The organism is Sphingobacterium sp. UBA5996 (genome assembly GCF_002429765.1).
Taxonomy (GTDB): Bacteria; Bacteroidota; Bacteroidia; order Sphingobacteriales; family Sphingobacteriaceae; genus Sphingobacterium.
The window spans coordinates 92,588-112,814 of sequence record NZ_DJAS01000011.1; the positions used below are offsets into that span (position 1 = coordinate 92,588).

Genomic DNA, 20,227 nt, shown 5'->3' on the forward strand with positions numbered 1-20,227 from the left:
ACTTTTTAATGATACTTGCATGAACAAGTGAAATATACTTTGTAAACTTGATTGTATGATAACCAATTAAATTTTGATGCAGTTCCTGCAACAGCAATTTAATCATTAAAATTTTAAACCCTAAAAATATGAGTAAAGCCTTAGTAATCTCTACTGCTATCTGTGCTTCGTTATTCACATTAAATGCGCACGCTCAAACCCGAAAAGTCCAAGGCACAGTCGTTGGTACAGATCAAAAAGCATTGGTGGGTGTAAGTGTGACCGTGTCTGGGACAAAAATTGTTGCTGTGACCGACCAACGTGGAAAGTTCAGCATCGAGATACCTGGTAACAATAACGAACTTCAATTTACCTATGTCGGATTTCAGACTAAAAAAGTTACAATTCCTACGAATCAGAAGATGCTTAGTATTGTTCTAGAGGAAAAGTCTAATGCGCTCGAGGAAGTAACCGTTAATATCGGATATGGAACCGTTAAGAAAAAAGATCTGACGGGGGCTGTAACCTCCGTAGGTGCAGAAACGATCTCCAAAGCGCCAGTATCATCTGCTCTTGAAGCGATTGCAGGAAGAATGGCGGGCATACAGATTTCTTCAACAGAAGGTTCCCCTGATGCCGAGATGAAGGTTCGTGTGCGTGGCGGTGGCTCCGTTACGGGAGATAACGCTCCTTTGTATATCGTGGATGGATTTCCGATGTCTTCGATATCAGATATCGCACCTGCTGATATTGAATCGATTGATGTATTAAAAGATGCATCTTCTGCAGCTATATATGGCTCCCGGGGTGCAAATGGGGTTGTCATCGTAACCACTAAAAGTGCCAAATCTGGGAAAACATCAATTAGTTATAGTGCGTTTGGAGGAATTCGAAATTTGGCAAAAAAACTTGATGTATTGTCTCCATACGATTACGTAACATGGCAATACGAACAGGCCTTATTGGAAAATAACCTGGATACCTATGTCAAATACTTCGGTAACTTTCAGGATATAGATCTCTATAAAGACGTAAAACCAAACGATTGGCAGGAACTTGTATTCGGAAGAACAGGAAATACTTTCAATCAGAATTTCAACCTGTCCGGAGGCACTGATAAAACGAAATATTCTATTTCACATTCCTTTGTAAAAGATAAGGCAATTATGGAAATGTCAGGCTTTCAGAGACAAAATATTAATTTCAAGCTGAACCATAAACCATCTAAAAGCACTTCAATAGATCTAGGAGCACGGTTTTCTGACGTTCGCATTTCAGGTGGAGGCATGAATGAACAGAATGAAGCCTCATCAGCAGACTCCCGATTAAAATTCGCAATGATTTATCCTCCCTTTCCGGTGGGAGGTTTGACAAATAGTGATGAAACCGATGATGAATTCAATTTATATAATCCACTAGAGTCCTTGGTCGATAATGATCAGTTGCAGCGAAGACGAACGTATAACCTAAATGCGGCATTTAGCTGGGATATTGTTAAAAACTTACGGTTTAGGACAGAATTTGGCTTTGATGATTACCGCAATTATAACGATCGATTTTACGGCACAACCACTTATTATGTACGGAATGTTCCCGCTGCGTTAGAACAAAATAAGCCTGCTCTTATCTCATTGAATACTTCTACCCAGGGAATACGTTCAACAAACACACTCAACTATAACTTTCAAGATTTTCTCCCTAAAGGACATAGTTTAAGTGTGTTGGTTGGCCAGGAATATTTGTTTACACAAAAAACATTAAATACGAATACAACACACGGTTTTCCGAAAAGCTTTAAACTGGATGATACCCGCAGATTAACGCCACAAGGCGCCTCCAGTACGATAAACAATTATATGTTTGCTGACGAAAAATTACTATCATTTTTTGGCCGGGTAAATTATGATCTAGATTCGAAGTATTTATTTAATGCAACTTTTCGGGCAGATGGTTCGTCGAAGTTTTCTGCAGATAATTATTGGGGATATTTCCCATCTATGGCAGCAGCTTGGCGGATTTCATCAGAACGATTTATGAACAATACGCAATCTTGGCTGGATGACCTGAAGCTTAGGGCAAGTTTGGGTACATCCGGAAATAATAATATTCCATTAGAGCAGATCTATCCCATATTTTCGGTTAAGAATACGGAATGGGTTAATGGGTATAAAAATTATTGGGCTACGTCAAAAACAATGTCTAATCCAGATTTAAAATGGGAAACGACCATTTCAAGGAATATAGGGCTGGACTTTACCCTGTTCAAGAAGAAGCTATCGGGAACGATTGATGTCTATAAAAACAAAACGAAAGACCTTTTGATCCTTTTCCCAATTGCCGGATCAGGCTATGATGATCAATACCGCAACTTGGGGGAGACCCAAAATAAAGGTATTGAGCTTACGCTAAACTGGTCTGCAATAAATAAGAAAAACTTTGATCTTAATTTTAGCGGTAATATTAGTTTCAATCAAACGAAAGTCAATTCTTTGGGGACTCTAGCTTCGATTCCAATGGCTTCGGGGTGGGCTTCAACAGAAATTGGAACGGATTACATTGTGGAGACTGGCGGGCGAGTGGGTAAAATGTATGGTTATATGAGCGACGGACGTTACGAAGTCGGTGATTTTAAAGCCTATGATGCTACCGCAAACAAATGGATTTTAAAGGATGGTGTAGCCGATGCCTCTGCGGTTGTGGGTACCATAAGACCAGGAACGATGAAATTAAAAAATTTAGCCGGTGATGATAACAAGATAAACGCCAGTGATCAAACGATTATTGGCGATGCAAACCCTTTGCACACCGGTGGATTTTCAATCAATACACGCATCTATAACTTTGATATGACGGCATTATTTAACTGGAGCTATGGAAATGATATTTACAATGCAAATAAGATTGAATACACATCCACGAGCAAATATAATAACCGAAACATGCTTAATGTGATGGAAGAAGGACAACGTTGGACCAATTTACTGCCCGATGGAACAATCAGTAACGATGCTAACCAATTGGAGGATATGAATAAAAATACAAGTCTCTGGTCTCCTCTTACCAATAAATTTGTATTCAGCGACTGGGCTGTGGAGGATGGTTCGTTTTTGCGCTTGGGAACTGTTACAATAGGATATACGCTCCCTAAGGCATTTACAGAAAAGTTGAAAATCCGGAACTTCAGAGTTTATGTGTCTGGATATAATCTTGCCGTTTGGACAAATTATAGTGGTTTTGATCCTGAAGTCTCTACACGAAGGAGGACAAACCTTACTCCGGGGGTGGATTATTCGGCTTATCCAAAAAGCAGAACTTTCGTAGCAGGTCTTAATTTAAACTTCTAGTCTTATGAAAAAAACACTTTTGCATATAACAATGGCTTTAATATTTGCTGGATCCGTATCTTCTTGCAATAAAATATTGGAAGCACCGTCTAAATCTGCATTGGATGAGTCGGTTATCTTTTCCAATCAAGATCTTGCGGAGGGAGCAGTTGCAGGAATTATTCAATCTTTTGGTGAAACAAACTCATATCGGGGGAGGTACCTCGTATTTTATGGCATCAATACAGACACAGAAGTCAATAATAGCTTAAAGAATACTGGCGATGAAAAATCACGATTGTCAAACTATAACACAAACGTGAATAACACCCAGATGAATACCGATAATAATGCCTGGGCGAAGTTCTATGAAGGAATAGAACGAGCGAATTTAGCGATTAGAGGGTTGCGTAAGTACGGCGACATAGAACAACGTCCAGAAATGGCCTATATTCTAGGGGAGATACTAACTTTAAGAGCTGTTGTGTACAACGATCTCATCAAGGCATGGGGAGATGTACCAGCCCGTTTTGAACCGCTTAGTACAGCAACCATCTATATCGAGCGTAGTGACCGAGACATAATTTACAAGCAATTACTTGCCGATTTGGAGGAAGCACAAAAATATTTGCCTTGGCCAAATCAAAGTACTAAAACGGCCAATGTTGAACATGTCAATAAAGCGTTCGCTAAGGGGCTGCGTGCTCGTTTGGCTTTGGCCGCCGGAGGTTATTCGCAACGCGCAGATGGAATTCGAAAAAGTAATGATCCAGAACTGGATTCAAAAAAAATGTATGCGATAGCAAAACAAGAATGCTTGGATATTATTACTAGTGGTACTGCAAAACTTCTGGGTTTTGAAGAAGTTTTTAAAACATTGTGTCAAGAAAAAGGTCAGGCTGGCTTAGAATCATTATGGGAAATTCCGTTTAGTGAAGGCCGTGGCCGCGTTATATTTGACCTTGGCGTTAAACATACCACAACAGATAAGTATACCGGACAAAATAAAGGTGGGACAAATGGACCTAATCCAATCATGTTCTATGAGTATGAGAAAGAAGATGTGCGCCGGGATGTGAGTTGTGTTCCTTATGAATGGACGAGCGGGGTGCAGGTGCCAACAAATCTTGGTAAATGGTATTTTGGAAAGTACCGCTATGAGTGGATGTCTAGATTTGTTACTTCTACAAATGACGATGGATTAAATTGGATGTATATGCGGTATGCCGATGTACTTCTCATGGCTGCAGAGTCTATTAATGAATTGGATGGTCCGAGTGCTGCTGCCCCTTACTTTAAAATGATCCGTGATCGAGCATATCCAAACAATCCAGAGAAAGTGACAGCCTACATGCAGCAAATTACCGCAGGTAAGGATGTTTTCTTTAATGCAATTGTCAATGAACGTGCACTGGAATTTACGGGAGAAATGTTGCGTAAAGGGGATTTGATTCGATGGAATCTGCTGGGGGCCAAATTGGCTGAAGCTAAACAAAAACTACAGCAGCTGGAAAATAGGCAGGGTAAATATGCGACATTGCCGGCCAATATTTACTACAAGACAGCCGCTGATGGGGAAAAAGTGGAAATATATGGCTTAAACTATGGCGATACAGATGCAGCGGGTGCCGTAGCAGGATACCCTTCATCGAAAAAATGGACAATGGTTGCGAGTAGCGACCTAGCAACCTTTTGGGATGCTTTGTATCTACGTGATCCCAATACACAGCAATTTTGGCCTATTTGGCAATATTTTCTGGATAATAGCAACGGTAAGTTGACAAACAATGGTTTTAGTTTTCAATAGAAAAATAAGCATACGCATGAAAAGAATCAATATATTGCTATATCTCGGCCTTGGGCTCATAGTGACAGGCATAAGCTGTTCCGATGATCGCGTAAAAGAATTAACGGAATTAACGACAGACCGTTATTTTTCTCCTACGGGAATGAGTGCCCAAATAGTCAATCAAACAGGAGTCCGATTGACCTGGAAGAAGAATTCAGCAGCCGAGAGTTATACCTTAGAACTATTTGCGAATGGTGAACTCAATTTTGAAGGTAGCCCGGTCAAAAAAATTGAAGGGATTACCAATGACCAGATTCCTTATACTATTGTTGGACTGGATGGGGCAACAAATTATTCTGTCCGCATCAAGGCTATCGGAACGGCGATTGCAGACTCCAAATGGAGTACCATTACTTTTAAGACAAACGAAGAACAGATTATGAAAGCTGTCAGCCCAGAGGGTATACAGGCCACTTCAGTTCGTCTTAATTGGACCCCAGGGGAAGAGGCTACGACAATAAGTGTTAACCCCGGGAATATCATCCATACCGTCACTCCGCAAGAGATTGCAGCAGGGGAGGCAACAATCACAGGGCTAACCGCAGAAACAAGCTATACAGCGACATTGTTGAAAGGAAACAAAATCCGCGGGTCCGTCACATTTATGACATTGCTCGACTTGGGTGATGCAGTTGTTGTGCAGCCTACAGATAATTTAGCGGCTGTGATCGGTACAGCCAAAGCGGGGGATGTGCTCGCTCTAATGCCGGGGGTCTATTCGCTAGCGGCGGATGTACTAATCGACAAGGCGATATCCATCAAAGGGGCAAAACCCACCGATCGTCCAACGGTAAAATCTGCTTATTTTAATTTGGATAAGGGCGCCTCATTGGCATTAAAAGATCTGATACTTGATGGAGAAAATAAGGCAGGGGGAAACTCTTTCATTAACTTGCAGACAGGTGCATTCGGAAATATCCGCCTGGAAGATAGTAAATTGATAAATTATCCGAAAGGAATCATTTATGGTAGCGTCAATGCTGTGATTGAGAGCGTAAGCATAAATAATACTATTTTTGATAATATCGTCGGTAATGGAAATGATTTCATTGATTTTAGAAACGCGATTACCAAAACACTTGAATTTACAAATAATACCGTTTCTAATGCTCTTTTGTCAGGACGTGATTTTATTCGCATGGATGCAGGTGGATCTACAGCTTACCCGGCTATTACGAGTATCCTTAAAGTAAACAATAATACTTTTTATAACGTCATACAAGATGCTTCTAAACGCTTTTTATATGTCCGTTTAGCAAAGAATGAAATTACATTCTCCAAAAATTTAATGGTGAAGTCGCTGGCAATGACTGCTAATCAGTCTGCTACTAATCTGGTCGAGCGCAAAAGCAATAATTACTTTGATGCGGTAAACTTCTACAACAGTTCTGCCTCTGGAGTGAAAAACGATGCAGTAGCCAACGGCTATACACTCTTGGACCCTGGATTTAAGGACGCTGCCAAGGGAGATTTCACAGTAACAAACCAGACATTAAAGGAGAATGGTATTGGCGACCCGAGGTGGGTAAAATAAAGGATTTGAGTAAAATTTAGGACAACTCGCCTTCGATAATAAGAAGGCGAGTGTTTTTTTGACCGATGTAATGAAAAAACAATTTTTACTACTTTCTGGAGGGCTTATTCTCATTTTTCTATTTGCTTTCCAGCGCGAAAAACCAGTTACAATCTATATCATTGGCGATTCTACGGCTGCCAACAAAGACAGTAGTACCTTTCCTGAAACTGGATGGGGAATGGCCTTTGCAAAGCTGTTCAATCAACAGGTTAAAGTCGATAACCGAGCTCTAAATGGGCGTAGTACAAAATCCTTTAAACGGGATGTGGGCAAAGATGGAAGCTTTGTGAATCATTGGAAACCTATCTTTGAGCATCTCCGAAGCGGAGATTATGTATTCATCCAGTTTGGGCATAATGACGAAAAGATCGATAAGCCTAACGTGGGAACATCGCTGGATGAGTTCGAACAAAATCTTATTTTTTATATCGATCAAACGCGCGAGAAAGGAGGCGTCCCAATTCTATTAACACCAATCGCAAGACGTAAGTTTGAAAATGGCACGCTCATGAATACCCATGGCCAATATCCTGCCATTGTACGTAAGGTAGCCGATCATACGCACACCGCATGGATTGACATGGAAAGTAAAACAACGAAACTTTTAACGCAATATGGAGAGGAAGGGAGCCGGCAATTGTTTTTATATGTAAATAGCGGCGATAGAAATTACCCCCACGGCAAGAAAGATGATACGCATCTAAACACTTTTGGAGCAGACGAAGTGGCGAAGCTCGTGGTCGACGGAATTCGAGAATTAGCACTGCCTATCCAAAAAAATCTGATTCTGAAGTAACCTAAGGGTGTTACAAGAGCAGAAAAAACGTAGACGCAAATCAATTGGATAGATAGGGGGAGGATTTTCATAAAAAAAAGCGACATCGATAGCTGACTAATGCCAGGCAGATCGATGTCGCTTTTTCAATGAAGTCGTAAGAGACTAGAAAATGTATTTCGTACTTAAGAAATTGGATTCATTTTCACTAACGATATCGTTCAGCAACTTTTTGTTTTCCTCAGTAAACTTTGTTGCCACTAGCGAACGAATAGAGAACGAACGCAATGCGTCGACTACCGATAATGTTCCTTCAGCACTATCTTTTCTACCGGTGAAAGGAAAAGTATCTGGACCACGCTGACATTGGCAGTTGATGTTAACACGGCTTACTTGATTGACTAATGGATCAATCAATGAAGATACAACAGCAGCATTGTTACTGAAAATACTCACCTGTTGGCCGTGAGAGGAACCAATTAAATATTCAATAGGTTCTTCGAGGTCATCGAAAGGAACAACAGGGATCACTGGTCCAAATTGTTCTTCTCTGTAAAGTTTCATCTGTGAGTTAACAGGGTATACAATTGCCGGGTAGAAGAATGATTCTGCAACCTGCCCCCCGTGCTCATTAATCACTTTTGCGCCATAGGCTTTTGCATCTTCGATGCATTCCGTTAAATAAGCAGGTTTATTGACTTCTGGAAGAGGAGTAAGCGACACACCCTTTTCCCAAGGCATCCCATATTTTAATTTTGCCACTTCTGCCGAAAGGCGTTTTAAAAATTCCTGTGCTAAGCTTCGGTGTACGTAGATAATTTTAAGTGCTGTACAGCGTTGACCATTGAAAGAAAGAGAGCCTAGAACGGTTTCCGAAACCGCTAAATTCAAATCCGCATCTTTCGTAATGATAGCTGCATTTTTTGCATCCAGCCCAAGGATAGCACGAAGACGGTTAACTTTCGGGTGCAATTTTTTAAGTTCATCAGCAACACGGCTCGAACCGATCAAAGTCAATACGTTAATCTTACCAGATTGCATTAAACTAGGAACAATCTTATTCCCACGGCCATAAATTGTATTGACAACGCCTTTCGGGAAGCTTGTTCTGAAAGCCTCTAATAGAGGATAATGTAATAACGTACCATGTTTAGGTGGTTTGAATAACATGGTGTTTCCCATAATTAATGCTGGGATCAATGTGGTGAAGGTCTCATTCAACGGATAATTGAATGGGCCCATACAGAGTACTACTCCTAAAGGAGATCTCCTGATTTGCGCAACGATACCTTGTTCGATTTGGAAACGTGAAGAGTCGCGGTCTATATCTTTCAATGCGTCGATCGTTGCGTAAATATATTCTACAGTACGATCAAACTCTTTTACCGAGTCTGCATAGGATTTGCCAATTTCCCACATAATAAGCTTGACAACAATGTCTTTCTTGGCAATCATCTTTTGTGTGAAATTTTCAACACAGGTAATACGATCGGCAACGCTCATTGTCGGCCATTCTCCACGGCCGTTGTCGTATGCTTTTACAGCAGCTTCCAAGGCTTCCATGGACTCTTTTTCTGTACAAACAGGAAAACTACCGATGCGCTTACGTTTCAAGCCATCCTTAGTCTTTACACAGATTGGTGAAAAAACCTCGTTTACCTGACCCGTCCAAGAAATCATTTCTCCATTGGAAAGGAACTCTCTTTGATCGACCTGTTCGTCTAGCGTAAATTCTGCGGGAATGTTATTCTCCTCGTAGAAGATACCTTCTAAGTTTAAGCTCATTGTTTTTAAAAATGGTTTAGATTGATATTTATAAAGATATTGCTAATATAATATAAATTTTGCAATATATGTTAATTTTTTATTAAAATTAGTTTAGGTACTAGTGTTTTCATTACAACCCATGCAATTAGATATGCTATAGCGCAAAAAGAAAAGATAATGAAGTATCCTGCTTCCTCGCCTTTAAAGCCCATAAAAATGAGCTGCGTTTCATTTGCATAATCGAATAGCCAGCCTGATGTTTTGTTAATTATAAATGCACCTATGCCCCCAGCAAGGCCTCCGATGCCTGTAACAGTCGCAATAGCACGTTTGGGAAAAGAATCGCCTATGGTTGAGAAAATGTTGGCAGACCAAGATTGGTGTGCTGCTCCTGCGAAACCGATTAGAATGACAGGTATCCAATAAGATATGTGACCCAGAGGTTGAGCAAAAAGTACAACTAAAGGGACAAAAGCAAACAATAACATAGCTTTCATACGTCCTTCATAAGCATTCATACCCTTTTTGTCAACAAAATAGGTGGGTAACCAGCCCCCATAAATAGATAACATGGTGATGGCATAAAGCACAAAAATGGCGAGCTGACCTTCAGTATCTGATGATTTTATGTCGTATACTGCCGAAAGATAGGCTGGCATCCAAAATAAGAAGAACCACCAGACACCATCCGTCATAAATTTACCAAAGACAAAAGCCCAGGTTTGCTTGTATTTTAGACATTCAGATATCGTTGTTCGTGGTTGCTTTGTTAGACCAGTCTGCTCCGATGCATGTTCATGATCATCCTGGTGAATGTAAGCCAGTTCGGCAGCGTTTACTTTCGGGTTTTCATGTGGTTTTTTATAAAGAAAGATCCAAAAACCCATCCATACAAATCCCAATGCACCGATGATGATAAAGGACATTTCCCAGCCCCAATGGGCTGCGATAATCGGGATGGTCAGTGGAGCAGCTAATGCCCCAATGGTTGCTCCTGAATTGAAAATACTGGTGGATAGTGCCCGATCTTTTTTAGGAAAATACTCTGCCGTAGCTTTAATCGCCGCCGGAAAGTTACCAGCTTCACCCACAGCAAGAACAAACCGGGCAAAGATAAATAGATTGACACTGACGCTCAATACCAAACCCACGTTGTTCACATGAGATATTGCTTCTTTTGCCCCTTCAAAACCAACAAACCATTCTCCAGCCACGATGCCTGAAGTAGCGATACCACAAAATGCATGTAATATCGCGCCAATGGACCAGATCCCGATCGCCCATAAAAATCCCTTTTTTGTATCCATCCAATCTACAAATCGACCTGCAAAAAGCATACTGACTGCATAAAAAATCGAAAATAATGCGGTAATATTGCCATAGTCGGTATTTGTCCAATGAAATTCAGGACTGATAAAATCCTTCCACGTTAAGGAAAGCACCTGACGATCCAGGTAGTTGATGGTAGTGGCAAAAAATAGTAGCGAGCATATTACCCAACGGTAATTACCCTTTTTCTCCGTGTTAATCATAATGGGTTTAATAGTTTATTTTTTTAATGTACGTGTCTGTTTGCCCCTGCCAGTATACGCGATTAGTACGCCCGCTTTTTAAGGGTAACACCCGAGTTTTTATTGTCTTGCTTCTGCAACGAATTCACGCGCTTTTTGTGTATTTTCGACTAAATTACTGGTGTCTTTAGGGTCAATTAACTTGCTCCCCATGCCCACAGCACATACGCCTGATTTGAACCATGCCTTTAAGTTATCCATTTCGATTTCTACACCCCCCGTCGGCATAAATTTCTGACCTTTAAATAGGTCCCGGATTGATGACATGAATGCTGGCCCTAAAATATTTGCAGGAAACAATTTGATAAGTGCCGCCTCTTGTTCTTGAGCCGTATAGATTTCTGTCGGTGTCATACATCCGGGAATCCATAGCTTACGCTGTTCGTGCACTAACGAGCCAACCAACGGATTGACCAGTGGTGAAACGATAAAATCCGCACCAATTTGTAGAAATTGTTGTGCTTCGTTAACGGATTTAATCGTCCCAATACCTAAATAAAGATCTGGCATCTCCAGGTCTCTTGTGGCAACTAAGCGCTCGAAAACAGCCAAAGCTTCGGGACCTCGATTTGTAAATTCAAAAACACGTATTCCTGCTTGGTATAATGTGCGTAGAATCGCGATGCTTTCTGCTTTATCGTGATGGAAGAACAGGGGAAGCATCCCTTGTTCAATGATTTTATCTAATACAATCTCTTTTAAATTCATGCTGTCATTCTATTTTTTATATCGTCTACAGAACTCGTTGTTGCATCGCTTGCAATAAATAGTTTATCAAATGCGGCAAGTGTGGCAAACTCTAATGTCGCTTTTGGAGAAAGATTGGAGTATAGCCCATAAATCAGACCTGCCATAAAGCAGTCGCCGCTGCCTACTTTATCCAAAATCTCGTCCGCAATATATGGTGTTGATTTAATGAGGCTGTCTTTGTCAAACAGTGTTGTATAATACTTTATTCCTTTATTTTGATGGTCAAAACGAAAAGTATTGGCTACATATTGACATATCGGATTAGTGACAATGATTTCTCTGCTTGTACGATCCGCTTGCGCCAATAACTCTTCTTCTAAATAATCCGAAGAAGAGTTAAGAAACCTTTCATCTAGTGGGGTACCAAGCATTTGATGTGCTGCCCAGATATTTCCCATGATTAAATTGCAATACTTGGCAATCGCAGGCATAATCTCCTTCGGAGATTTTCCGTATTTCCAAAGCTTTGCACGATAATTCAGGTCTAGTGACACAAAAATACCCTTCTCTTGTGCTTTTGCTACAGCTTCTAAACAGAGGTCGGCAATATCTTGGTTGATTGCAGGGCATATCGCAGAAAAATGAAACCATTTGACGTCGACAAAAACTTCATCCCAATTGACACTGCCTACTTTAAGATTGGAAAACGATGAATTTGCACGATCATAAATTACTCCTGCATTTTTTAAATCCTTCCCTTTGGGAAGATAGTAGATGCCCAATCGTTCTCCACCCCATAGCATTGCTGATGTGTCGATATTTCTACGTTTTAGGTAGTTGTCAATACCCTCGCAGATGGCATTTTGGGGCACAGCAGAAAGATAGGCTGATGGCACATCCCACAATGCCAAAGCTGTGGCTACATTCAACTCTGCACCGCCCACATAGAACGGCAACTGATGTTGTTCGATCCAATCCTGTTCGATATCGGGGCAGATCCTTAGCAGCAATTCCCCAAAGCTTAAAACTTTACCCTGCATGTTCATTAAAATTCAAAATATTCTTTCGCATTATTATAGCTGATATCCTGTATGATTTTCCCTACCCATTGGATATCATTTGGTATTTCTCCCTTTTCGATGTCTTCCCCAAATATGTCACAGACTAATCTCCTGAAATATTCATGCCTAGGGAATGAAAGGAAACTTCTGGAATCGGTCAGCATACCCACAAGTCGGCTTAGTAGCCCCATATTTGATAGCGTATTGAGTTGTTTTGTCATGCCATCTTTTTGGTCCAAAAACCACCAAGCTGAGCCAAATTGAATCTTCCCTTTGATAGAACCGTCATTGAAATTACCGATCATGGTGGCAATAAGTTCGTTGTCTGCAGGATTGAGATTGTACAAGATGGTTTTGGTTAGCTTATCTTGATTGTCTAATTTATTCAAAAATTTTGACAATGCACGTGCCTGACTAAAATCTCCAATAGAATCCCATCCAGTATCTGGGCCTATCAAACGATGCATGCGCGCATTGTTATTGCGTAGTGCGCCCAGATGGTATTGCTGAACCCATCCTTTTTCATGGTCCCATTCGGCAAAATAAATCAGCATCGCAGATTTAAATTTTAAGCTTTCTGAGATAGAAATTTCCTTTTTTGTCCGAATCTTATCAAAGATCGCTACGATTTCTGCCTCGGTATAGTCTTCCGCGTAGATTTGTTCCAAACCATGGTCCGATACTTTACATCCATGGTCCGCAAAGAAATCATGTCTTGATTTTAATGCTTCTAAGTATGTTCCTAGGCTATTGATTTGAATGTCACTTACCTCTTCAAGTTTATCAATGTATTGATTTAAAGCAATAATATCGTCCGAGTTCATTGCTTTGTCGGGGCGAAATGCAGGTAGCATCTTGAACGATTCGTGTTCTTTTGCAAACTGTTGATGAAATGCTAGGCTATCGATCGGGTCGTCTGTTGTGCAGACAACTTCTACGTTCATCATTTTAAGCAGACCACGTACAGAATAGCTGTCTTGGCTCAATTTGGAAGCAGTATCTGCATATATTTTAGAAGCGGTTTTTGGCGATAAGATATCAGTAATTCCAAAATAACGCTGTAATTCAAGATGTGTCCAATGATAGAGTGGATTACGCAAAGTATAAGGTACTGTTTCTGCCCATTTCGCAAATTTTTCTTCATCTGGGGCATCGCCAGTGATAAAACGCTCATCGACCCCATTTGCGCGCATGGCCCGCCATTTATAATGATCACCATTTAACCAAACCTGGCTGATATTTTCAAATTTAACATCGTTTGCGATCTGCTCCGGAATCAAGTGATTATGGTAATCAATGATGGGCAGCTGTTTTGAATAATTGTGATACAGCTCAATCGCTGTATTCGTGTTCAATAAAAAATTGTCGTCTAAAAAAGTTTTCATGCTATATGCTGATTTATAAGCTTACACCTCTTTTCCAAGGTATAAAGTCATCCTGATTTAATAACACAGCTTTAGGAGTTACTTCCCCGCTGGCTGCCTTGATACAATATTCTAATATGTCTTCTCCCATCGTTTGGATCGATTTATCTCCATCTATAATAGGACCGGTATTGATATCGATAATGTCAGCCATTTTAGCTGCCAGGACATTATTTGTCGCCACTTTGATGACTGGGCATATCGGGTTACCAGTAGGAGTGCCCAAGCCTGTAGTAAACAGAATAAGTGTTGCACCTGCGGCAGCTTTTCCTGTAGTAGCTTCCACATCATTCCCTGGAGTGCAAACCAGATTAAGACCTGGCTTCGTCGCCTCTTCTGTATAGTCCAGAACATCAACCACGGGAGATGTCCCGCCCTTTTTTGCTGCACCATTGCTTTTGATCGCATCGGTAATAAGACCGTCACGAATATTTCCTGGAGAGGGATTCATGTAAAATCCAGAACCAACAGCTTCGGCGGCATGGCTATAGGCTGTCATCAGATCAATGAATTTATTCGCTGCTTTGGGGTCGATAGTACGGTCTATTAAATTCTGCTCGGCTCCGCATAATTCCGGAAATTCAGCTAAGAGAACTTTGCCGCCCAGCGCAACCAGAAGATCGGCTGTGTAACCAACGGCAGGGTTGGCAGAGATACCACTAAATCCGTCACTGCCTCCGCATTTTACCCCTAGGGTCAATTTACTCAATGGAACAGGCTGTCTTGAGAATTTATTGATTTCCGTCAGTCCAACAAAAGTCTGCAAGATCGCTTCTTTAATGAGCAGTTCTTCGCTTTTGGATTGTTGTTGTTCAAATACAAAGAGGGGTTTATCGAAGGCAGGATTGCGTAATTTGATATCCTTAACAAGGTCATTGAGTTGAAGGTTCTGACAACCCAAGCTCAAGATTGTCACACCGGCCACATTTGGATGATCAGCATAGGCAGCCAATAATTTGCTCAATATGGCTGCATCTTGGCGTATTCCACCACAACCACCTTGATGATTTAGGAATTTTATACCATCAACGTTTTTAAAAATGCGATCACTTTGATCTGTTGTACTATTTAGCCGTTCCAGAGAGGCGACAGATAGCTCTTCTCCTTTTTCGTAGGCTGTTAATAACTGGTGAGTGAAGTTTTTATATTTTCCAGTCACAGAATACCCAAGTTCATTATACAGTGCTTCTTTGATCACATCAAGATTTCTATTTTCGCAGAAGACAGTCGGAATGAATAACCAGTAATTTGCAGTTCCGGCACGACCATCTGAACGTAAGTAGCCCTGGAAATTTCGACCCTCGAACTTGGAAACATCTGGCTTTTCCCAATGATAATTTGAAGGTCTGAAATGATAGGGCTCCGCAGCATGTTTGGTATTGTCCGTATTCATGATACTTCCCTGCGGGATATCAAATTGCGCTTTCCCTACCAGTAAACCATACATGTAGATTTCATCACCAAAGTGCATGTCTTGCATAAAAAATTTATGCTTGGCAGGAATATCCTCCTGCAAAATATAATGATTTCCCTCAAACGAGATCGTATCACCCTTTTTAAGATCTTGTAAGGCAACTAAGACGTTGTCTTTGGGGTGTATTTTTAATACTTTATTTTTCATTAAAGCTTCTTTTTTTAAGTCCCCTTTGAAATACACGGTTGTTTTGAATAGCGTATTGGATTTTCAAGCGAGCGTATTTCATGGGGTAACTTGTTATACTTTCTTATTATCAAAGGCTAATGAAAGCTCAATTGCTTTTAATGCTCCTTTTTCAGCGATCAGTTGTAATTTTTCTTTAACTGTTTCTTCAAAACGTGCAAATTCCGTTAAATCTTCACCCCATAGGTCTATTGCAGAAAGTAGGGTATGCACAATCTGATCCTGATTCGCCCATGCGGCGTATATTTTTGGAGCCAACTCATCTTGAAGCTCGATGGTATGCCCATTGATTACACGGATATAATGATCATCTTTCTGCTCGGATTTTAACAAATAAAGATAGGCTGCAAAACCAAGCGCAAAAAGCTGCGGTGCTTCATGATGCTTCGCATACCATTTTTTTAATAAAGGGATATTCCGCATGGCCATTTTTGAACTGTAATTCAAAGCAATGGATTCCCATTTGTGTTCAAGATGTGGATTAGCGAAGCGATCAATCACTTTGGATGAAAAATCGTTAATATCTGAAACGGAGATAGTTTCGCTTACGATAGCTGGACCGATTTCATCGCGCATTAAGAAACTGACAAATTGATGGAAAGCGTAATTTTTCATCGCTTCTTTTACCGTATTGAAGCCTGAAAGAAGTGCAAGAGCACAACTCAATGTATGTGTCCCATTGAGCAGTCTAAGCTTGATTTCCTTGTATTTTTCAATCGACGGAACCAATAATACATTGGAGTCTGCTAAAGCGAAAGAAAGTCGTTGATTCACACGCTCAGACAATGATTCGATTGCCCACAAGCGAAAGGGTTCTGCCATAATCATCAATTGATCCTCATAACCTAATAGCTCGCAGGTTTTCGCATATTCTGTTGAGGGGAGCGCTCCAGGAACGATACGGTCGACTAAGGTGTTGCAGAAATCGTTGGCGGTGTCAAGCCAATCCATAAATGAATCGGGTAACTCGTTAAGTTTCGCCAGCGCCGTGATAATAGATTTTAGTTTACTCCCGTTTTCGGTAATCAATTCGGTAGGAACTATAGTTAAACCCTTGTTTGTGTCGCCATTAAAATAGACAAATCTCCGGTATAGAACGGCGAGAAGTTTACCTGGAAAAGAGGCCGGCGGCATGGCATTGACGTTGTCGTCGCTCATGGTAATACCAACCTCCGTTGTGTTGGAAAAGACAATTTCAAGATCTGGATTTTCTGCGCTTTTCAATATTTCTTCCCAATGCTGATTTGCAGATAGCACACGAGAAATAGCATTGTTGATTTCGTAATGAGCAACTTCCATCCCGTCTTCTATACCTTTGATACATAATGTATATAAACTATTCTGCTGTTCGAAGGCATCGGCGCCAGCGGATGCGGTCGACTTCACAACCAACACTCTTCCTTGGAACAAGTTCTGCTGATTGGCCTTATGAACAAAATAGTCAGGTAGACCCCTGAGCAATACACCCGTACCAAATTGGAGGATCTTTTCCGGATAGGAGAAAGAAATTGCTGTGGGCTTGTGCACCAGATCAGCATTAATCGTTTGTATAGTATGTTGCGTTAGTAACATGTGATGCTATTTTTATTTATTGAATGTGATGTTGTTTTTTCCACTTTGGATAATCTTTTTGTATAAGTTTTTCGGGCCAATTTCCAAACCATGCATATCCATTTCTCCGTTCTTCGGATACTTCATCGAAACGGTATTTGACCGTATTATCTCGATCACCAAAAAGGGGACGGTTGTCCTTTAGATGATAAAATCTGGCCCATATCGTGGACGAACTATCAGCGATAAGTTTACGTTCACTCTTGCCTGTCAACGTGTTTTTAACGTGATCAAAACGGTAACCTTCGATATCATTTCGTTGAAACCAATTTATTGCCTGTTCAATGGCCTGTTGAATCTCGGGCGTTACAGGCTGCAGCATTAAAAAACGGACGATAGCAACCGATTCACTGGTACTCAATGAAGGGGGTTCGAATTTTCGGGCTTGGGCAGGTATTAATGTTTGCTCATCGTATTGGGCAGCCCATATACTCCGCTCTCCGTCTTGGATGACCTGAGTTTTTAGGATACATGCTATGCCCTTCGCTATGGCGTGTTGAGCTTTGGATATAAAGGTAGGATTAACAGCGTCAAAACCAAGCTGCTTATTGGCCACATGGTGTAGAACCATCAATGCATTGATCATCGCATTATCATTATAGGTGATCTCAGCTCTATAAAGCGATTTATTGGGATAATACTGTGGGAACCCACCGTTGTCATATTGAGCTGATAGGAGATAGGAAATGCCTTTTTCGGCAGCCTTCAGGTAAACGTCGTTCTTTGTCTCCTTAAAAGCGTTTATTAACCCATTTATTTCCCGGGTTGTCGCACCATTGTCAAGCGTGGCATGATTAATATCCGTTTTTTTGATCTTTCGAAGCAGCTCTTTTGTAAGTGGAAGCTTATAGTCGACGACGCTTTTGTCGACCAACTGCTTAGGCCAGGCACCATTTGTTAGCTGATATACAAGCATCTTCTCTGCAAGTGAATCTTTGGCAGCCAGGCCTTGTGCAACGCATGGGCTACCCAATAAGAAAGCCGCGATGGAACTAACAATAGCGATTCTTTTCATAGTCCTTATTTATTGACCTGTTTAAATAACCACTGTACTAAGTCATTGGCCGCAGTAAAATTTTCGTATTCTTTCGGTAACTTTCGCCCGTCTGTATACTCGTTATACAACCAGGGATCTCCGATTGCAAATACCGTTCCTTTTCCATATTTTGCTGTAGCAATGATCGTGTCACCATGGTCTTGAATCAATGTCTGAGCGGGAGATTTTACCTGTAATGTTGAAATCTCCTTGATATATATTTTGGATGTATTTGGAAATACGATATCACCTTTCGGGATAGGTATTGCGCCTGTTTGAAATTCATTTCCTTTTACGCGATTACGGCTATCTTCATTGAATGTAATGCCGAACTTTTGCGCAAGCATATTGAATTTCTTAATCTCACAATTACCGCTATCATTTAAGAAAAGAACAAGTACGCCCCCCCTGTCCACCCATTGAGCAATCTGCTGTGCATGGGTTTCGTTCATAAAATGCGGCTGTTCGGTTTCTTTCTCTGTGTCAGGATCCACAATAATGTAAATATTGGATTGCAAGAGATTATTTAATGTAGGTGCTGTCTTTAAAGTATTTAACTTCCCTCCATTTTTTTCAAATATCCTGCCCAATAAGGAAAAACCGTTGTTGTCATCACCATCCCAAAGGTAGTGATAGGGTTTAAGCTCACCTGATGCCGTCTTTTTATACTCATTGTTGAAATAATTATCCAGTGTGACGACATGTTGTTTTTTGCCTTTTTTTCCCTGCGCAAATTCAACTTCTGATGCAGCAAGGATAAAGGCACCAATACCTTTTGGATCGTTAGTAACAACGGGTTCACTCATGTAATATGCAAAACTACCGTCGCGATATTTTTTTCCGCCTAAACCAGAAACCTGTACCGTTTTGTTGAGGTCTACACGGTTATCTCCAGCAACGCTAATAAATTCCTTTACGATCCCTTGATAGCCCCGATCCAAATATTTCTGAAACGATGATCGAATATACCCCTTACGTAATGATTTCGCTAATCCAAATACGAACATACTGGAAGCTGAAGACTCTAAATAATTTCCCTTTCTCGTTCCCAAATCCACAATGTCGTACCAAACACCAGTTTTGGTGTCCTGGTATTTAACAACGGCTGATAGGGTTCGATCTAAGATTGCGATCAGTTCTTGTCTGCGCGGGTGATCTTCCGGAAAATAATCCAATACGTCTACCAGAGCCATTACATACCAGCCCATACCGCGGGCCCAAAAATGTGGTGATAGACCTGTTTTTGGATCGGACCAGCGTTCCTTCTTTGATTCGTCCCAACCATGATATAAAAGCCCAGTTTTTGGATCACGGGCATTTTTTTCCATGTAAACAAATTGGTTTGCGATATCATCAAAAGCGGATGGAATATTCATAAGGCTAGCGTATTCAGCATAGAAAGGCTGGGCCATGTAAAGGCCATCTAACCACATCTGATAAGGATAAATCTTCTTATGCCAAAAACCGCCCTCATGAGTACGTGGATGTTTTTGAAGTTGTGCATATAACCGATGGCATGCTTGAAGATATTTTTCTTTGCCTGTTACTTTATATAGCATTAATAGGGTTGTGCCGTTTTTAATGTTGTCAATATTGAAGTCTTTGACATCATAATTTTTAATAGAATCAGGTATACTCAGGTAAGCATCCATGCGGGATTGCATATAGTTAAAATAATCTGCATCTCCTGTATTGCGCCATACCGCTGTTAAGCCTTCAAAAATAACCCCCATATCGTACGACCATTTTGGAAACTTGTCCGTCTTATTAAATAAAGAATCTGGATAAAGTTTTTCAAGTACTGTGTTGGCCATTTGTTCAGAAAGAGGTTTCTGTTGTCCAAATCCTGCGAATGGAATAAACATCGGCAGGACTAAAAAAAATAAAAATAACTTTCTCATCACA

General features: G+C 40.7%; 13 protein-coding genes. 4 read left to right on the forward strand and 9 right to left on the reverse strand.

What is annotated here, in order from left to right; genetic code table 11:
* The first annotated feature begins 128 nt into the window (after positions 1-128).
* From B3E00_RS07840 to B3E00_RS07855, 4 genes are all read left to right on the forward strand, one after another.
* The gene (locus B3E00_RS07840; protein ID WP_209578339.1) at positions 129-3,323 is read left to right on the forward strand and encodes a SusC/RagA family TonB-linked outer membrane protein; all 3,195 of its coding nucleotides are present in this window, start codon (positions 129-131) and stop codon (positions 3,321-3,323) included.
* Positions 3,324-3,327: 4 nt separating this feature from the next.
* Positions 3,328-5,109, forward strand: a complete 1,782-nt coding sequence (locus B3E00_RS07845) for a RagB/SusD family nutrient uptake outer membrane protein (RefSeq protein WP_209578340.1) — start codon at positions 3,328-3,330, stop codon at positions 5,107-5,109.
* Between the two features lie 16 nt (positions 5,110-5,125).
* Positions 5,126-6,685: a DUF4957 domain-containing protein gene (locus B3E00_RS07850; RefSeq protein ID WP_209578341.1), complete on the forward strand. Its 1,560-nt coding sequence runs from the start codon at positions 5,126-5,128 to the stop codon at positions 6,683-6,685.
* A 70-nt stretch (positions 6,686-6,755) separates the two neighbouring features.
* Positions 6,756-7,523, forward strand: coding sequence for a rhamnogalacturonan acetylesterase (locus tag B3E00_RS07855; RefSeq protein WP_209578343.1), 768 nt, complete (start codon positions 6,756-6,758; stop codon positions 7,521-7,523).
* A 144-nt stretch (positions 7,524-7,667) separates the two neighbouring features.
* On the opposite strand, the gene B3E00_RS07860 is transcribed toward B3E00_RS07855, so the two are convergent.
* From B3E00_RS07860 to B3E00_RS07900, 9 genes are all read right to left on the reverse strand, one after another.
* Positions 7,668-9,287, reverse strand: coding sequence for an NADP-dependent glyceraldehyde-3-phosphate dehydrogenase (locus B3E00_RS07860; RefSeq protein WP_209578345.1), 1,620 nt, complete (start codon positions 9,285-9,287; stop codon positions 7,668-7,670).
* Between the two features lie 71 nt (positions 9,288-9,358).
* Positions 9,359-10,801: an MFS transporter gene (locus tag B3E00_RS07865; RefSeq protein ID WP_409050320.1), complete on the reverse strand. Its 1,443-nt coding sequence runs from the start codon at positions 10,799-10,801 to the stop codon at positions 9,359-9,361.
* A 99-nt stretch (positions 10,802-10,900) separates the two neighbouring features.
* Positions 10,901-11,548, reverse strand: a complete 648-nt coding sequence (locus tag B3E00_RS07870; RefSeq protein WP_209578347.1) for a bifunctional 4-hydroxy-2-oxoglutarate aldolase/2-dehydro-3-deoxy-phosphogluconate aldolase — start codon at positions 11,546-11,548, stop codon at positions 10,901-10,903.
* Positions 11,545-12,570 carry a sugar kinase gene (locus B3E00_RS07875; protein ID WP_293937959.1) on the reverse strand — a complete coding sequence of 342 codons (1,026 nt, stop codon included), beginning with the start codon at positions 12,568-12,570 and terminating at the stop codon, positions 11,545-11,547. Before B3E00_RS07875 ends, B3E00_RS07870 begins: the two co-directional genes overlap by 4 nt.
* A gap of 5 nt (positions 12,571-12,575) precedes the next feature.
* Positions 12,576-13,976, reverse strand: coding sequence for a glucuronate isomerase (gene uxaC, locus B3E00_RS07880; protein ID WP_293937961.1), 1,401 nt, complete (start codon positions 13,974-13,976; stop codon positions 12,576-12,578).
* A gap of 13 nt (positions 13,977-13,989) precedes the next feature.
* Positions 13,990-15,636 carry a UxaA family hydrolase gene (locus tag B3E00_RS07885; protein WP_293937963.1) on the reverse strand — a complete coding sequence of 549 codons (1,647 nt, stop codon included), beginning with the start codon at positions 15,634-15,636 and terminating at the stop codon, positions 13,990-13,992.
* A 93-nt stretch (positions 15,637-15,729) separates the two neighbouring features.
* Positions 15,730-17,247 (reverse strand): tagaturonate reductase, encoded by a 1,518-nt coding sequence (locus B3E00_RS07890; RefSeq protein ID WP_293937965.1) that lies wholly within the window; start codon positions 17,245-17,247, stop codon positions 15,730-15,732.
* A gap of 16 nt (positions 17,248-17,263) precedes the next feature.
* Positions 17,264-18,301, reverse strand: coding sequence for a pectate lyase (gene pelA, locus B3E00_RS07895; protein ID WP_293889281.1), 1,038 nt, complete (start codon positions 18,299-18,301; stop codon positions 17,264-17,266).
* Between the two features lie 5 nt (positions 18,302-18,306).
* Positions 18,307-20,223: a glycoside hydrolase family 88 protein gene (locus B3E00_RS07900; protein ID WP_293889283.1), complete on the reverse strand. Its 1,917-nt coding sequence runs from the start codon at positions 20,221-20,223 to the stop codon at positions 18,307-18,309.
* Between the last annotated feature and the right edge of the window lie 4 nt (positions 20,224-20,227).

Coding starts and splice junctions, on each gene's coding strand:
- pelA (WP_293889281.1), bottom strand. CDS start 18,301: ATGAAAAGAATCGCTATTGTTAGTTCCATCGCGGCTTTCTTATTGGGT.
- B3E00_RS07855 (WP_209578343.1), top strand. CDS start 6,756: ATGAAAAAACAATTTTTACTACTTTCTGGAGGGCTTATTCTCATTTTT.
- B3E00_RS07875 (WP_293937959.1), bottom strand. CDS start 12,570: ATGCAGGGTAAAGTTTTAAGCTTTGGGGAATTGCTGCTAAGGATCTGC.
- B3E00_RS07900 (WP_293889283.1), bottom strand. CDS start 20,223: ATGAGAAAGTTATTTTTATTTTTTTTAGTCCTGCCGATGTTTATTCCA.
- B3E00_RS07860 (WP_209578345.1), bottom strand. CDS start 9,287: ATGAGCTTAAACTTAGAAGGTATCTTCTACGAGGAGAATAACATTCCC.
- B3E00_RS07870 (WP_209578347.1), bottom strand. CDS start 11,548: ATGAATTTAAAAGAGATTGTATTAGATAAAATCATTGAACAAGGGATG.
- B3E00_RS07885 (WP_293937963.1), bottom strand. CDS start 15,636: ATGAAAAATAAAGTATTAAAAATACACCCCAAAGACAACGTCTTAGTT.
- uxaC (WP_293937961.1), bottom strand. CDS start 13,976: ATGAAAACTTTTTTAGACGACAATTTTTTATTGAACACGAATACAGCG.
- B3E00_RS07840 (WP_209578339.1), top strand. CDS start 129: ATGAGTAAAGCCTTAGTAATCTCTACTGCTATCTGTGCTTCGTTATTC.
- B3E00_RS07890 (WP_293937965.1), bottom strand. CDS start 17,247: ATGTTACTAACGCAACATACTATACAAACGATTAATGCTGATCTGGTG.
- B3E00_RS07865 (WP_409050320.1), bottom strand. CDS start 10,801: ATGATTAACACGGAGAAAAAGGGTAATTACCGTTGGGTAATATGCTCG.
- B3E00_RS07850 (WP_209578341.1), top strand. CDS start 5,126: ATGAAAAGAATCAATATATTGCTATATCTCGGCCTTGGGCTCATAGTG.
- B3E00_RS07845 (WP_209578340.1), top strand. CDS start 3,328: ATGAAAAAAACACTTTTGCATATAACAATGGCTTTAATATTTGCTGGA.